The 15,175-nt window shown below is 69.4% G+C and carries 13 protein-coding genes; 4 read left to right on the top strand and 9 right to left on the bottom strand.

Features of this window, described 5'->3' with window-relative positions; genetic code table 11:
* Window positions 1–91 precede the first annotated feature (91 nt).
* The 3 genes from lexA (at window position 92) to ABTW65_RS20990 (ending at window position 4,270) form a co-directional block, all read left to right on the top strand.
* Complete coding sequence (gene lexA, locus ABTW65_RS21000; RefSeq protein WP_350663646.1) at window positions 92–859, top strand: transcriptional repressor LexA; 768 nt, start codon at window positions 92–94, stop codon at window positions 857–859.
* A gap of 97 nt (window positions 860–956) precedes the next feature.
* Complete coding sequence (locus tag ABTW65_RS20995; RefSeq protein ID WP_350663644.1) at window positions 957–2,639, top strand: alkaline phosphatase D family protein; 1,683 nt, start codon at window positions 957–959, stop codon at window positions 2,637–2,639.
* Window positions 2,640–2,713: 74 nt separating this feature from the next.
* Window positions 2,714–4,270: an MXAN_6640 family putative metalloprotease gene (locus ABTW65_RS20990; RefSeq protein ID WP_350663642.1), complete on the top strand. Its 1,557-nt coding sequence runs from the start codon at window positions 2,714–2,716 to the stop codon at window positions 4,268–4,270.
* Window positions 4,271–4,351: 81 nt separating this feature from the next.
* Here the strand turns inward: ABTW65_RS20990 and ABTW65_RS20985 are convergent, their stop codons facing one another.
* The 9 genes from ABTW65_RS20985 to miaA all read right to left on the bottom strand — a co-directional run bounded on the left by ABTW65_RS20985 (window position 4,352) and on the right by miaA (window position 14,694).
* Window positions 4,352–6,346 carry an ATP-dependent DNA helicase gene (locus ABTW65_RS20985; protein ID WP_350663640.1) on the bottom strand — a complete coding sequence of 665 codons (1,995 nt, stop codon included), beginning with the start codon at window positions 6,344–6,346 and terminating at the stop codon, window positions 4,352–4,354.
* 10 nt (window positions 6,347–6,356) lie between these two features.
* Entirely contained in the window at window positions 6,357–7,109 is a 753-nt protein-coding gene (locus tag ABTW65_RS20980; protein ID WP_350663638.1) for an SGNH/GDSL hydrolase family protein, read from the bottom strand.
* 98 nt (window positions 7,110–7,207) lie between these two features.
* Window positions 7,208–8,692: a GTPase HflX gene (hflX, locus tag ABTW65_RS20975; protein ID WP_350663636.1), complete on the bottom strand. Its 1,485-nt coding sequence runs from the start codon at window positions 8,690–8,692 to the stop codon at window positions 7,208–7,210.
* A gap of 72 nt (window positions 8,693–8,764) precedes the next feature.
* Window positions 8,765–10,396, bottom strand: a complete 1,632-nt coding sequence (locus tag ABTW65_RS20970) for a VWA domain-containing protein (protein ID WP_350663633.1) — start codon at window positions 10,394–10,396, stop codon at window positions 8,765–8,767.
* Between the two features lie 102 nt (window positions 10,397–10,498).
* Window positions 10,499–11,275 (bottom strand): SDR family NAD(P)-dependent oxidoreductase, encoded by a 777-nt coding sequence (locus ABTW65_RS20965; RefSeq protein ID WP_091051594.1) that lies wholly within the window; start codon window positions 11,273–11,275, stop codon window positions 10,499–10,501.
* Window positions 11,276–11,335: 60 nt separating this feature from the next.
* Window positions 11,336–12,187, bottom strand: coding sequence for a diaminopimelate epimerase (dapF, locus tag ABTW65_RS20960; RefSeq protein ID WP_350663631.1), 852 nt, complete (start codon window positions 12,185–12,187; stop codon window positions 11,336–11,338).
* Window positions 12,187–12,816: a pyridoxamine 5'-phosphate oxidase family protein gene (locus tag ABTW65_RS20955; RefSeq protein ID WP_350663630.1), complete on the bottom strand. Its 630-nt coding sequence runs from the start codon at window positions 12,814–12,816 to the stop codon at window positions 12,187–12,189. The genes dapF and ABTW65_RS20955 overlap by 1 nt, the downstream gene beginning before the upstream one ends.
* A gap of 52 nt (window positions 12,817–12,868) precedes the next feature.
* Complete coding sequence (locus ABTW65_RS20950) at window positions 12,869–13,798, bottom strand: helix-turn-helix domain-containing protein (RefSeq protein WP_350663628.1); 930 nt, start codon at window positions 13,796–13,798, stop codon at window positions 12,869–12,871.
* A complete protein-coding gene (gene miaA, locus ABTW65_RS20945; protein ID WP_350663626.1) occupies window positions 13,795–14,694 on the bottom strand; it encodes a tRNA (adenosine(37)-N6)-dimethylallyltransferase MiaA in 900 nt (299 codons plus the stop codon). Before miaA ends, ABTW65_RS20950 begins: the two co-directional genes overlap by 4 nt.
* Window positions 14,695–14,846: 152 nt before the next feature.
* Here miaA and ABTW65_RS20940 point away from each other — a divergent pair, with 152 nt between their 5' ends.
* Window positions 14,847–15,041 carry an antitoxin gene (locus ABTW65_RS20940; protein ID WP_350663624.1) on the top strand — a complete coding sequence of 65 codons (195 nt, stop codon included), beginning with the start codon at window positions 14,847–14,849 and terminating at the stop codon, window positions 15,039–15,041.
* The last annotated feature ends 134 nt before the right edge of the window (window positions 15,042–15,175 follow it).

Raw genomic sequence — 15,175 nt, 5'->3', positions numbered from 1 at the left:
GACCCCAAGAATTTTCGAACGCCGACACGCGCCGCCTATGAGGTCGAACAAATGTTTGATGTGGTGGGGCCAGAGGGACTAATGTGATGACATGACCACGCAGAAGACAGGCACCGGATCAGGCGGTTCGAAGAAGAGCCGCGTCCGCGAGCTGCCCGACGGGCCGCCGGACGCGACCGGGCTCACGCCGCGTCAGCAGCGCATCCTCGCTCACCTGCGCGACAGCATCGAGCAGCGCGGCTACCCGCCCAGCATGCGCGAGATCGGCGCCGCGGTCGGGCTGACCAGCACCAGCAGCGTCGCCCACCAGCTCCGCGCGCTGGAGCAGCGTGGTCTGATCCGCAAGGACCCGAAGCGACCGCGCGCCCTCGAGGTCTTCCTCCCCGAGGTGATGGCCCACCGCAAGGCCATGTCCGGCGAGGAGCCCGAGTCGACGATCACCGCCGAGGCCGACATCAACCCCAACCCGGCCGCTGCCATGGTCCCCCTGGTCGGTCGGATCGCGGCCGGTGGCCCGATCCTGGCCGAGGAGACCTCGAGCCAGCAGAGCATCGAGGACGTCTTCCCGCTGCCCAAGCAGCTGGTCGGCAACGGCGACCTCTTCCTGCTCTCGGTCTCCGGTGACTCGATGGTCGACGTGGCCATCTGCGACGGCGACTTCGTGGTCGTGCGCCAGCAGCCGACCGCCGAGAACGGCGAGATCGTGGCCGCGCTGATCGACGGCGAGGCCACCGTCAAGACGCTCTCCCGCAAGGACGGCAAGGTCTGGCTGCTGCCGCACAACGCTGCGTACGAGCCGATCGACGGCACTCACGCGACGATCCTCGGCAAGGTGACGGCGGTCCTGCGCAGCCTCTGAGTCCTGCGCCACACTCCCCGGAACCAGTCCGGGAACACTGCGTGAAATCCAGCCGCCGGCCCATGACAGGGCCGGCGGCTGCGTCGTTCCATTCAGCGTGACCCAGACGCAGATCGACCGCCGCACCCTCATCGCCGCCGGGCTGGCGACCGCCGCAGGAGCCGGAGCCATCGCTCTCCCCGAGCCCGCCGAGGCCGCGGGCGGCGCCCTCAACCACTTCCAGCACGGCGTCGCCTCCGGAGACCCGCTCCCGGACCGCGTGGTCATCTGGACCCGGGTCACGCCGACCGCGGACGCGACTCCCGGGTCCGGGCAGGGCGAGGAGGTCCTGGTCCGCTGGGAGGTCTCGCGCACCGCGGACTTCGCCCGCGTCACCGCGAAGGGATCCCACCAAACGGGTCCCGACCGCGACCACACCGTGAAGCTCGACGTCGCCGGCCTGGCCCCCGAGAGCTGGTACTTCTACCGCTTCACCTACAACGGCCAGACCAGCCGCGTCGGCCGCACCCGGACCGCTCCGGCCGCAGACGCGGCCCCGGAGAACCTACGTTTCGGGGTGGTCTCCTGCTCCAATCTGCAGGCCGGCTGGTTCGCGTCCTACCGCCACCTGGCCTCCCGCGACGACCTGCACGCGATCCTCCACCTGGGCGACTACCTCTACGAGTACGCCCCCGGCGAGTACGGCTACGGCATGGCCAACGAGGACGTCCGGCCGCACGAGCCGGCCCACGAGATGCACACGCTGGCCGACTACCGGATCCGGCACGCGCAGTACAAGCGCGACGTCGACCTCTCCGCCGCCCACGCCCGGCTGCCCTGGATCGTCACCTGGGACGACCACGAGTCGGCCAACGACGCCTGGCTGCTGGGCGCCGAGAACAACGAACCCGGCGAATACGACTGGATCGACCGCAAGACCAACGCCAACCAGGCCTACGACGAGTGGATGCCGCTGCGCGTCGGCGGCACTGCCACGGTGGAGACCGACGGCCACCTCCACGACCGCATCTACCGGCGGCTGCGTTTCGGCAACCTGCTCGAGCTGAGCATGCTCGACCTGCGCTCCTACCGCTCCCAGCAGGTCGCCCGCACCGACCTCGCCGACGTCGACGACCCCGACCGCACGATCACCGGCGACGAGCAGCTGACCTGGCTCAAGGACGGCCTGCTGAGCGACGCCCAGTGGAAGATCGTCGGCAACCCGGTGATGATCAGCCCGGTCACCTTCGGCGCGCTCCCCAAGAGCCTGATCAGCCCGGTCAACGACGTCACCGGCCTGCTGCCCGACAACGGCATCGCCTACAACGTCGACCAGTGGGACGGCTACACCGCCGACCGCACCGAGCTCTTCGAGCACATCCGCAACAACGCGATCACCGACACCGTCTTCGTCACCGGCGACATCCACTCAGCGTGGGCCTGCGACCTGCCGTACGACTCCGCCATCTATCCGCTCGGCAAGACCGCCGGGGTTGAGTTCGTGGCCACCTCGGTGACCTCGAACAACCTCAAGGACATCCTCGGTGCGCCGCGCCGCACGGTCAGCCTGACGGTCGAGAACATCATCAGGACCGCCAACCGCCACGTCCGCTACCTCAACTTCGACGACCACGGCTACTCCGTCCTCGACGTGACCCGCAACCGCGCCCAGATGGACTGGTACGTCATCGGCGAGCGCAAGGACTCCAACACCACCGCCACGTGGGCCAGGTCGTACGCCACCGCAACCGGAAGCAACAGGCTCCATCACGTCACGCAGCCCGTCCAGACCACGTCCTAGGCCGTGTCCCCCGGACACAGCCGCCCTCTGCGCTTAGACTGCCCTGGTCTGCCTTCCCGAACGTCTGGTATCTCATGCGAAACATTGCCCGCCGGATCACCCGCAAACAACGCTCCCTCGTCTTGATCGCAGGCATGGTCGTCGCGACGTTCGTCGCCACCATGCCTGCAACCGGGTCGACGCCGGCGACCTCGGTGAGGACCGGCGGTGACACCAGCGCCGAGCAGCCGGTGACGGAGAAGGCGGCCCGGGAGGCGCTCGCCGCAGCCAAGAAGGTCAAGCGCAACCAGTCGGTACGCGGCGCCCGCCAGGTCGTGCCCGGACGGCACGTCGCCGGCCGGCCCGACGCGACCATCGCGCTGACCGACCTGTGGAACGCCAAGGACGCCCTGGACGGCTCCAACAAGGCGGCCGCGCGTGAGCTGCTCGCCCGCCCGCGCACCGCGACCGAGACCTGCAGCGACGTGGTCTGCGTCCACTACACGCCGGGCAAGGGCGGCGACCGCGCCTCGACGACGTACGCGAACCAGGTCCGCGACGTGGTCACGAAGGTCCACAACCTCTACGTGCAGGCGGGCTACCGCAAGCCCGCGGCCGACAAGGCGGTCACGCCGGGCAAGGTCGACATCTACCTGGAGAACCTCTACGACGAGGGCTACTACGGCTACTGCGCGCCCGAGACGAAGGTCTCGAAGACGGCCGCGACGGCCTACTGCGTCATGGACAACGACTACGCCACCAGCGAGTACGGCACGGTCAACACGCCCACCGAGAACCTCCGGGTCACCGCCGCTCACGAATACTTCCACGCGGTCCAGTTCGCCTACGACGCCGGCGAGGACCGCTGGATGATGGAGTCCACCGCGACCTGGGTCGAGGACGAGGTCTACGACAGCATCAACGACAACCGGCAATATCTCGGCTACGGCCAGCTCGAGGACCAGCGCAAGCCGCTGGACAACTCCAACGCGTCCAACCTCGGCATCTACGGCAACTGGATCTTCTTCCGCTACCTCTCCGAGCGCTTCGCGAAGGAGCGCGGGACCCTGCCGGAGGTCGTCCTCTCGATCTGGAACCGAGCGCCGTCGACCTACTCCACCACCGCCATTCGGCAGGCGCTCGCCGCCCGCGGCACCACGCTGAAGCTGCAATACACCCGCTTCGCCGCCGCCAACCTGGCCCCCTCGAAGAGCTACAGCGAGGGCGGCGCCTACTACGCACCGGTCTACGACGGCCGCACCGCGCTGCCCGCCAAGCACCAGACCGTCGACGGCCAGTTCACCCTCAAGCACCTGACGTACGCCTCCCAGCGCCTCGTCCCGAAGAACGTCGGCAAGGGCTGGAAGCTGCGGGTCAAGGTCGACGTGGCCCGGCCCAACGCCAACGGCGCCGTGGTCAGCGTCTTCCGCACCGACGGCACCCGCGGCGTCTTCTACCTCAAGCCCAACAGCAAGGGCATCGCGACCAAGACCATCGAGGGCTTCTCCTCCAAGCGGATCCGCAAGGTCGAGGTCACCTTCGCCAACGCGAGCAGCAACTTCAACTGCGGCCAGGGCACCGCGTTCTCCTGCCACGGCATCGCGACCCCCGACAAGGCCACCCACCGCTGGTGGGCGAAGACCTACCGCTGACCCAAAACCCCGCCGAGTCGGCTCGTCTTGACGAGCCGACTCGGCGTGCATTTCGGTCAGAACGAGCCGAGTCGGCTTGGGTCAGGCCGAGGCCATCTCCGAGAGGCGCTTGAGGGCCTTCCGTACGACGTCGGGGTCGGTCGTGGCCCACATCGGCGGCAGGCTGGCCTTGAGGAATCCGCCATAGCGGGCGGTGGCCAGGCGGGCGTCCAGCACGGCCACGACGCCGCGGTCGGTGGTGGTGCGGATCAGCCGGCCGGCGCCCTGCGCCAGCAGCAGCGCGGCGTGGGTGGCGGCGACCTGCATGAACCCGTTGCCGCCGGCCTTGTCGGCCGCCTGCTGCCGAGCCGACATCAGCGGGTCGTCGGGCCGCGGGAACGGGATCCGGTCGATGATCACCAGCTGGCAGGTGTCGCCGGGGACGTCGAGGCCCTGCCACAGCGACAGCGTGCCGAAGAGCACCGTGTGCGGGTCGGCGACGAACTGCGCGGCGAGCTCGGGCAGCTGCGCGTCGCCCTGGGCCAGCGTGGTCAGGTGAGGCAGCTTCTGGCGCACGACCTCGGCGGCGGCCTCGGCGGCGCGCCGGGAGGAGAAGAGCCCGAGCGTACGCCCGTCGGCGGCGTCGACCAGGTCGACGATCTCGTCGAGGGTCTTGGCGCCCATGCCGTCGCGGCCAGGAGGCGGCAGGTGGCGAGCGACGTAGAGGATCCCCTGCTTGCCGTAGTCGAACGGGCTGCCGACGTCGAGGCCGATCCACGGCAGCACGTCATCGGTACGCTGCGCCCCGGCGCCCACCTCGGTGCGCTCCTCCGCCTTGAGCCCGAGCGATCCGGCCACGGGGCCGAAGTCGCCGCCGAGCTTGAGGGTCGCCGAGGCGAAGACGACGGTCTTCTCGGTGAGCAGCTTCTCGCGCATCTGCGCCCAGACCTGGAGCGGAGCGACGCAGAGGCGGGGCGGGATCCGGTCGCCGCCCTCGTTGAGCCAGATCACGTCGTGCTCTGAGGCGGCGGCCATCCGCTCGGCGGTGGTGAAGACCTCCTGCAGGCCACCCTTGGCCTGCTGGAAGCCGGGATCGGCGCTCTCGGAGTCCTTCGGCTTCGGCAGCGCGGAGATCGCGGACCGAGCGGCGTCGCGCACCAGCACCAGGGCGTCCGAGACGACCTCGGGCAGCGTGATCAGCCGACCGGGCGAGGTCTCGTTGATCGCCGCCCGCAGCGCGTCGGAGGCATCGGCGAGGTCATCGGCCTCGGAGCCCTCGATGTGCTTCTGCGCCCGCCGGGCTGCCCGCTCCACCTCGGCCGCGGTCAGCTCGTCGGTCGCCGCCTGGGTCACCCGGGCGACGAGCTCATGGGCCTCGTCGATCACCACGGCGTCGTACTCCGGGATCATCGGCACACCCTCGATCGCGTCGATCGCGAGCAGGGAGTGGTTGGTGACGATCAGGTGGCTCTTCTGGGCCTTGTCTTTGGCGACCTCGGCGAAGCATTCCTCGCCGAAGGGGCACTTGGCGGCGCCGAGGCAGTCGCGGTGGCTGACGGAGACCTGGCGCCACTCGCGGTCGGTGTGGCGCGGGGCGGAGTCACGCTCGCCGCTGCCACCCTTCTCCGCCTCCTTCTCGGCCCAGCTGCGCAGCTCGAGGACCTTCTCCGCCATCGGACCCATCGGGACGTCGACCAGGGTGCCCTGGTCGTCGGGAGCGCCCTCGCGCACCCGGTGGAGGCAGGCGTAGTTGGAGCGGCCCTTGAGGACGGCGTAGGACGCGTCGACGCCCGGGCGCGAGCCGATCGCCTTGACCAGGCGCGGCAGGTCGCGCTCGACGAGCTGATGCTGCAGCGCCAGGGTTGCGGTGGCGATCACGACCCGGCTGTCGTGGAGCAGCGACGGGACCAGGTAGGCCAGCGACTTTCCGGTGCCGGTGCCGGCCTCGACCAGCAGGTGCTCCTCGTCGGCCAGGGCCTGCGCGACCGCGTCGGCCATCAGCACCTGACCCTCGCGGGTGGCCCCGCCGAGGGTCGCGACCGCGTCCGCCAGGGCTTCACGTACGGGCGTCTGGGAAGCGGTCTCGGTTACGGTCACCCGGGCAACTTTAGCCGTGGGCGGGGACAGTCTCAGATCGGCTCTCCGCGATCCGGCGGGCGACGATCTCCCCGAACTGCATGTGGCCCGCGACCGTCAGGTGAGTGTTGTCCTCGAGCATGGGCAGCTCGAGGTCGAAGACGTTGATGTACGTCACCCCGTACTCCGCCGAGACCCGCCGCATCATCTTGTTGACGACCCGGATGGCCTTGGCGCGAGAGTTCACCTTGGGCGCGCTGAGCACGATGACCTCGTGGTCCTTCAGCTCGTCGAGGGTGGCCCGGAAGCCCTTCTCGACGTCGTCGAGATCGCTCTTGGAGTCGTTGATGCCGCCCTCGAGCACGACCAGGTCGGCGCCTTGCGCCACCGCGTCGGGGACCCGCTCGGGGAACGAGATCGGGCCGCACCGCTCCATCAGGTCGTGCGAGTAGCCGGTGCCACCGAAGCCGGAGACGCGCACCTCACCGTCGAGGTAGCGCGGCCAGGACATTCCGGGGTCGTCCAGCCCGAAGCCAGAGGCCCAGGAGTCGCCGATGACCACGACCCGCTCGCCGGCCCCGGTCACCACCGAGGCGCGGGTCACCGACTCTGCGGCCAGCCTGGTGCACAGGTCCTGCGTCACGTGGTTCTCGTGGCTCGCATTCTGCCCCGGAAGCGCGCCGTCGTCCTCGCTGCCACAGCCCGCGAGGGCGGCCACCAGGACAGCACCAGCCAGCGCGCTCACGATCGTGGCGCGCGCCGCGTGGCGTACCTCTGTCCGCATCCCTGCCCTCCGACGACTGATCGTCCCAAGTGTGAGGGACGATCCCGGCATCGCCAATGTCGCAACGCCGGATCAGCGTCCAAGATCAGCGCCCAAGGTCAAGCAGAGTACGCAGCCAGCTCGCCGGCCAGGTCCGCATTGGCGCGGCCCTTGACGACGGTGCCTTCGGCGGTGTGCTCGAGGTGGTCGATCTCGCCGTGCTGGTGGATCCGGTTGACCAGGTCGCCCCGCTCGTAGGGAACCAGCGCGGAGAACTCCACGCCCGGACGCGGCAGGTCGGTCTCGACGGCCTTGATGGCCGCGTCGATGCCCTCGCCGGTCTTGGCGGAGACCGCGACCGAGTGGGGCTCGGCGCGCAGCAGCCTGGCGATGACCAGCGGGTCGGAGATGTCGGCCTTGTTGATCACGACGAGCTCCGGCACCTCGCTGGCACCGATCTCGGCGAAGACCTCGCGCACCGCCGCCAGCTGACCCTCGGGGTCCGGGTGGGAACCGTCGACGACGTGCACGACCAGGTCGGCGTCGGCGACCTCCTCCAGCGTCGAGCGGAAGGCCTCGACGAGCTGGTGGGGCAGGTGACGCACGAAACCGACGGTGTCGGACATCGTGTAGACCCGCCCGTCCTCGGTCGTGGTGCGGCGGGTGGTCGGGTCCAGGGTCGCGAAGAGCGCGTCCTCGACGAGCACCCCGGCACCGGTGAGCCGATTGAGCAGCGACGACTTGCCGGCGTTGGTGTAGCCGGCGATCGCGACCGCCGGGATGTGATGGCGCTTGCGGTCGGCACGCTTGGTGTCGCGCGTGCCCTTCATCGCCTTCAGCTCGCGGTTGAGCTTGGCGATCTTGGTGTTGATCCGGCGGCGGTCGGTCTCGATCTTGGTCTCACCGGGACCACGGCCACCGATACCGGCACCACCGGCGACGCGGCCACCGGCCTGGCGGGACAGGTTGCCACCCCAACCACGAAGCCGCTGCTTCATGTAGCTGAGCTGGGCGAGCTCCACCTGCGCCTGGCCCTCTCGGGACTTGGCGTGCTGGGCGAAGATGTCGAGGATCAGCGCGGTCCGGTCGACGACCTTGACCCCGGTGCGGTCCTCGAGGTTCCTGAGCTGGCTCGGCGCGAGCTCGCCGTCGGCGATCACCGTGTCGGCGCCGGTCGCGGCGACGATCTCCTTGAGCGCCTCGACCTTGCCGCGGCCGATGTACGTAGCGGGGTCCGGCGCCTGGCGACGCTGATAGATCGCCTCGAGCACCTCCGAGCCGGCCGTCTCGGCGAGGAGCGCGAGCTCGGCCAGGGAGTTCTCGGCGTCGGTCTGGGTGCCGCCGGCCCACACGCCCACGAGCACCACTCGCTCCAGGCGCAGCTGGCGGTATTCGACCTCGGTGATGTCCTCGAGCTCGGTGCGCAGGCTGGCGACGCGCTTGAGCGCGTGCCGCTCGGCGAGCTCCATCGCACCGACGGTCGGGTCGGTGTCCTCGGGATCCTCATCGGCATAGCCCGACTCGAAGCCGTCATCGAGCGCGTCCCAGTCCTCGGTGGCCTCGAGCTCGTCAGCGAGTGAAAAATCGTGTGCGTTGTTCGTCATATACCAACAAGGGTACGGCGCCGCACCACCCGGGGGACAATGCTTATCTGAAGGCTTGCCCAAGAGCCCGCATCAGCGCTGCTCGAGGGCCTCTCGCAGAACGGTTCTGACGTCCTCCGGCCGCTCGGCGACGTACGCAGCCCCGCCGGTCGCATCGGCGATCGCCTGCAGCGTGCCGAGGTCGGCGTCGGCGGTGATCCCGATCCCCAGGACGCGGACCGGACGCCGTGGGTCGGAGGCGGCCTCGAGCTGGCTCACGAGCTCGGCCACGTCCATCGAGTCGGGATCGTCGTTGGTGCCGTCGGTGAAGAGGAGCACCTCGTTGGAGGCCAGCGGGTCGTAGGACGCGACCGCGGCCTGGTAGGCCGCCAGCGCGGTGTCGTGCAGGGAGGTGCCGCCGCCGGTGCGCTCGCTGAGACCGGCGATCTCCTGGGTCAGCTGAGCGCGCTGGTTCTTCGAGGCGAGCTGACGGGTCGGGACGAGCACCTTGTGGTCGGCGCCCAGCGTGCCCTCGGCCTTCTCGGAGAATGCCCAGAGGCCGAGCGCGGCGCCACCGGGAAGGAGACCGACGGCCTCCGACGCCGCCTCCTGGGTGAGCTGGAGGCGGGTCGTGGCGCTGTCGGGAGCGGACGGCCAGTCCATCGAGCCGGAGACATCCATGACGGCGATCGCCCGGGTCGGCCGAAGCCTGGCGCTCCACTCCGAGGCGGTCCTCGTCACCGTGGCCGAGTCGACCCGGGTGTAGGCCCCCACGTTGGGGGACGGCTTGCCGGCGCCGTTGGTGCGGAACCCGGCCTCGGTCAGGGCGGTGTCGGCGGCTCCGCTGTCGAGCACACGGGCGAGGCTGGTGATCGAGGCGGCGATCGAGTTGAGGCGCGATGAGTCCGCGGTGATCAGGACCGGGTAGTCGAGGACCACCGTGCCCTCCTTCGGCGCGCTGGCCTTGAGCATCGGCGCGTACGTCGACCACTGCTGCTCACTGGTCGCGGTCACCCCGCTCGCGACGGTCTGCAGCTCGGCCAGACGTCCCGAGTCGGTCGGACCGGCGCCCTCCTCACCGGAGGCGAGCCGCTCTGCGTACGGCTCCAGCTTGGCCTCGTTCTGAGGCTTCCCCTGGCTCGCGACGGCCGTGCCGAGCGCGCTCATCATCCGCTGGGGGTCACCCATCAGCAGGTCGTCCTCGGCGAAGGCCTCGGCGTAGGAGGTGCGGGTGAGCCCGTCACCGGAGACGAGCACGACGGGCGAGGAGGCCATCGAGGCCCGCAGCTTCACCGGCTCGACCGCGGGGTTGATCCGGTCGAGCCAGAGCGAGGAGTCAGGGATCCACACGTCGGGGAGATCGCCCTCGAGCGCCATCGGCTGGAGGACCTGATCGGTCTTGGTCGCCTCCACCTCGATCTGGCCACAGCCGGCGTCTTCGAGGATGTTGCCCACGACGGTTGCCGCCTCGGGAGCCACCGCGACCGTCATCTCCGGGCCAAGACAGGACCGGTCGTCGGTCGAGTCCGCGTTGCCGTTGGCGACCAGAGCGGTCGCGATCAGGCATACGGCCAGGACGCCGGCCGCACCGGCGATGACACCTATCGTCTCGCGCGTGAAGCGTGGCTCGCGCGGGGGCTCGCCCGCTCCGGCCGGCCCCGTGGGCTCGCCGGACTCGATGATCGCGAGCGCCTTCGACGTACTGGTGTCCGCCTTATCGGACATGCGAACTCCTTGCTCCGACACCCGCGGAGCGGTCTGAAACGGTCCGCGGCTGGCGCACACATTAGCGGTGCGCCAGCCGTCGGGGTACTTCTTGAGGCTTGTTTACTTCGGTGGCATCCGGATGCCACCGTCGACGCGGATCGTCTCGCCGTTCATGTAGTCGTTGGTCAGACACTCCACGACCATGCTCGCCAGCTCCGCCGGCTCACCGAGCCGGTGCGGGAACAGAACGCTCTCGCCGAGCTTGGCCTTGAACGCCTCCGACTCCGGGCCCTCGCCGTAGATCGGGGTGTCGATCAGCCCCGGCGCGACGGTGTTGACGCGGATGCCGACCGCGGCGAGGTCGCGCGCGAGCGGGAGGGTGAGGCCGACGACGCCGCCCTTGGACGAGGAGTAGGAGACCTGTCCGATCTGGCCGTCGAAGGCCGCCACGCTGGCCAGGTTGACGATCGCGCCACGCTGCCCGTTGGCGTCCGGCTCGTTGCGGCTGATGTACGTCGCGGCCTGGCGGCACATGTCGAAGGTGCCGATCAGGTTGATCGCGATGACCTTCTTGTACGCATCCAGGTCGTGCGCCGAGCCGATCTGGCCGTCGCGGCCGATGGTGCGCTGCGCCCACCCGATCCCGGCCGAGTTGACCACCGCCTTCAGCGGCGCGATCTCCACGGCCCTCTCCACGGCGTTGGTGATCTGGTCGGTGTCGGTGACATCGACGGGCACGAACAGGCCCTTGATCTCCTCCGCCAGGGCCTCGCCCTTGTCCTTCTGCATGTCCGCGACGATCACCGTCGCCCCCTTGGCCGCCAGCGCCCGGGCGGTCGCCGCCCCGATCCCACTGGCCGCACCGGTCACGATCGCTGTGCTATCAGTCAACTCCATGGGCAGCACCATAGACGTGACCACCCTCACGGGGGTGAATACCCGTTAACCGTCTCGTGGTCAGAGCGAGGTGGTGCCCTCGGCGATCAGGACGGCCGGCCCGGTGAGCAGCACGCGGTCGTCGGTCGTCCAGGTGACATGGAGCGTGCCACCAGGGACATCCACCCGGTACGTCACATCAGCATCGCGCGCGATCGCGAGGCCGTCGGCCTCGGCGGCCGCGACCATCACCGCACAGGCTCCGGTGCCGCAGGAGCGGGTCTCGCCGGCGCCGCGCTCGAAGACCCGCATCGCGACGTGACGCTCGGCGACGCGCTGAAAGAACTCGACGTTGACCCCGTGCGGGTAGACCGTCTCGTCGAAGATCGGGGAGTCGTAGAGGTCACCGACAGGGCCGTGGGGGTCGATCGAGTCGACCTCGGCGGCGGCGTGCGGGTTGCCCATGTCGACGTTGCAGGCCGACCAGAAGTGGTGGGCGACGGTGACCTGGGTCGACCCGAGCAGCTTCGGCGAGCCCAGGTCGGCGGTCCAGACGTCTCCCGACGCCCGGAGGATCTTGTCGCCCGCTCGGGTGGCGAAGGTGACCTCGTCGCCGGCGAGCCCGACCGAGCGCAGGTACTCCGCGAAGACGCGGGTGCCGTTGCCGCACATCTCGGCCCGGGTGCCGTCGGCGTTGCGGTAGTCCATGAACCACTCGGCGTCGCTGACCGGACGATCCTCACCGGTGTAGGCGGCGGTCCGGATCACCCGCAGGATCCCGTCGCCGCCGATGCCTGCCCGGCGGTCGCACAGCGCCCGGACCCGGTCGGCCATCTCCTCGTCAGAGAGTGCGCCGTGCACCGACCCGTCGACGTCCGGCAGCAGCACGAAGTCGTTCTCCGTGCCGTGCCCCTTCAAGAACTTGTAGGACATCAGTAGAGGAACTTCGAGTAGGTGTCGGTGCGGTAGTAGTCCTCCATCTCCGCAAGCGTACGCGGGTCGTTCTCGACCTGCTTGGCGATGACCGCACGCTTGGGGAGGTGGTCGGGGTCCCACGTCTCCGGGTCCCACAGGCCCGAGCGCAGGAACGCCTTCGCGCAGTGGAAGAAGATGTCGTCGATGTCGACGACCAGGGCGAGGATCGGTCGCTTGCCCTTCACGACCATCTCGTCGAAGAACGGTGCGTCCGAGACCAGCCGGGCACGGCCGTTGATCCGCAGCGTGTCGCCGCGGCCCGGGATCAGGAAGTTGAGCCCGACGTGCGGGTTGGCGAGTACGTTGCGGTAGCCGTCGACGCGCTTGTTGCCCGGACGCTCCGCGATCGCGATCGTCTTGTCGTCGATGACGTGCACCAGCGACCCGGCCGGGTCCCCCTTGGGTGAGGCGTCGCAGTTGCCGTCGGCGTCCGCGGTCGCGAGCACGCAGAAGGGCGTCGCGGCGAGCCACTCCCTGTCGATGTCGAGGAGCGCCGGGCGCCCCTTGGTCATCGCCCGCTCCTGCGGCACGCCGACCAGGTCGACGAGCTCCTCGAGCGTGCTGATCTCAGTCCAGGTAGGGGTCACGGCCTCAGAGTACGAGGCGGCCGCGCGGGCGGCCGAATCATTTCGCCCCAGCTCAGACCGACGGCACCTCGCCCCGGCGGGCCCGCAGCCACTCGATCGGGTCGCCGCGGTCGACCTCCACGCCGGCCATCCGGAGCATCATCCGGGCCAGCAGACGCCGATGGGCTGCGTACGTCAGGACGTGGGCGACCACCGACCCGATCTGGAAGCTCTCCGGCGGCTCGCACAGGGCGTCGATGAGCCGGTCCTCCCAGGCGCCGCGGCGCTCGATGTCGCGTACGACCGCCAGCCATCGCGCCGCCACGGCCTCGTGCCGCTCGATCAGTGCGACGACCGATTCGAAGCTGCTCCGGACCGGCATCGAGAGCCCCTCGATGGAGGCGACCCAGCACTCCTTGGCCCAGACCGTCGCCTCCAGGACCTGCGCGAGCGACTCCTCCGGGCCGTCCCACTCCAGCACCTCGTGGCCGGCCAGCAGCACCTCTGTGAGCACCTCCGCGGGCAGGCCCTTGGCGAGGTCGAGCAGCGCTCTGGTGTCGTCGAGGTCGTGCATGACGAGCTGCTCGGTCAGCGGAGCGAGCACTCGCTCCTGGGAGTCCACCCACAGCGACTCCGGCGGATGGAAGTGGATCCCGTTCGGCGCCGGCAGCCAGTGGCTGACCGCGGTCGTGCTCGGCGGGTGCCCGAAGGCCTTCGCATAGGCCCTCGAGAACCCCTCCACGGACTCGTAGCCGGCGGCCCAGGCGGCATCGGTCACCGTGCCACCGTGCTGCAGTTGCCACGCGGCGCGCTCCAGCATGACCCGGCGCCGCATCGCCACCGGCGGCTCGCCCGCGCCCCGGGAGAGCAGCCGGTTGAAGTGGTAGGGCGAGGTGTAGGCGTCGCCGGCCATCTGCGCCAGCGTGCGCGGCTCGCCGTCGTCGGCGCCGTCGAGGACCGCGTCCAAGAGCTCCCGCAGGCGGTCACGTACGTTCTCGGTCACAACCCCATCCCCCGCACCGCCGCGACGGCCTTGTCGAGGCGGGCCGGATCATCATATGAGACCCACACGACCCGCGGATCCTTGCGGAACCAGGCGTCCTGGCGCCGGGCGAACTGGCGGGTCTTGATGGCCGTTCGCTCCATGGCCTCCTCCAGCGTCGTCTCCCCCGCGAGGTAGGCGGCGACCTCCTTGTAGCCGATCGCCTTCGACGCGGTCCGCGACTGTCCCAGACCGGCCTCCAGGAGCCGGGCCACCTCGTCGACGAAACCGGACTCGAACATCTCCGAGACCCGCTGCCGGATGCGTACGTCCAGTGCTTCCCGGGAGATGTCGACGCCGATCTGGATGGAGGCCGGGTCGTGGTAGACCTGCTCGGGCAGTCGTGCGCTGAACGGCTCACCGGTCAGCTCGATGACCTCCAGAGCGCGTACGACGCGACGCCCGTTGTCGATCTCGATCCGCTCGGCCGCGACCGGGTCGAGAGCTCGCAGGCGGTCGTGAAGTGCCTTCTCACCTGCGGTTTCGAGCTCCTTCTCCAGACGCTCGCGCACCTCCTCCGAGGTCCCTGGGAACTCGAACCGGTCCAGGATCGCGCGCGTGTAGAGGGCGCTACCGCCGACCAGCACGGGTGTCTTCCCAGCCTTCCGGAGCGTCGCGATCTCCTCGCGCGCCAGCGCCTGGAAGTCGGCGACCGAGGCCGGTTCGGCGATGTCGAGGAGGTCGAGCAGATGGTGCGGGATCCCGCGCCGCTCCGCGACCGGAAGCTTCGCCGTACCGATGTCCATCCCGCGGTAGACCTGCATCGCGTCGGTGTTGATGATCTCGCCACCGAGGGTCTCGGCGAGGTCGAGGGAGAGTGACGTCTTCCCCGCTGCGGTGGCGCCGACGACGGCCACGATCGGGGTGGTGGACCGGGTAAAAGATCCCGACCCGTGTAGCTCATGTGAACTATTCGGGTCGCGTGTCCCCCTGTTGCTGTCGTACTCCATGTGGTTAGTGTGGCCGCTAGCTGGCTCATACGGGGAGCCACCGATCAAGAGGGGGAAGCATGAGCTTCTTGGACAAGGCAAAGGACCTCGCCCAGCAGGGCATCGACAAGGTTGGCGCCGACAAGGTCGGCGAGGGCCTGGACAAGGCCGGCGAGTTCGCCGACGAGAAGACCGGTGGCAAGTTCAGCGACCAGATCGATCAGGGCGTCGAGACCGCCAAGAGCGAAGCAGAGAAGCTGGACGGCGGCAACTGAGCCCTCCACACGCCACGAGGCGGGGAGCGACCCACACCGGATTGCTCCCCGCCTCGCGTTTACGTCGCGTTACACCCAGCTGACTTTTTACGTATCGACTTTCGAAACACTGTTACGAACCTGTTGCGACTTGT

The sequence above is a fragment of the Nocardioides sp. NPDC127503 genome (assembly GCF_040302165.1).
GTDB lineage: Bacteria > Actinomycetota > Actinomycetes > Propionibacteriales > Nocardioidaceae > Nocardioides.
The sequence above is the reverse complement of the archived record's forward strand: the minus strand, read 5'-3'. Positions and strand labels throughout refer to the sequence as shown.

Bases quoted from the DNA above. Each gene is read 5' to 3' on its own strand.
- dapF (WP_350663631.1), bottom strand. From the start codon at position 12,187: ATGTCCTACAAGTTCTTGAAGGGGCACGGCACGGAGAACGACTTCGTG.
- ABTW65_RS20970 (WP_350663633.1), bottom strand. From the start codon at position 10,396: ATGTCCGATAAGGCGGACACCAGTACGTCGAAGGCGCTCGCGATCATC.
- ABTW65_RS20990 (WP_350663642.1), top strand. From the start codon at position 2,714: ATGCGAAACATTGCCCGCCGGATCACCCGCAAACAACGCTCCCTCGTC.
- lexA (WP_350663646.1), top strand. From the start codon at position 92: ATGACCACGCAGAAGACAGGCACCGGATCAGGCGGTTCGAAGAAGAGC.
- hflX (WP_350663636.1), bottom strand. From the start codon at position 8,692: ATGACGAACAACGCACACGATTTTTCACTCGCTGACGAGCTCGAGGCC.
- ABTW65_RS20965 (WP_091051594.1), bottom strand. From the start codon at position 11,275: ATGGAGTTGACTGATAGCACAGCGATCGTGACCGGTGCGGCCAGTGGG.
- ABTW65_RS20940 (WP_350663624.1), top strand. From the start codon at position 14,847: ATGAGCTTCTTGGACAAGGCAAAGGACCTCGCCCAGCAGGGCATCGAC.
- ABTW65_RS20980 (WP_350663638.1), bottom strand. From the start codon at position 7,109: ATGCGGACAGAGGTACGCCACGCGGCGCGCGCCACGATCGTGAGCGCG.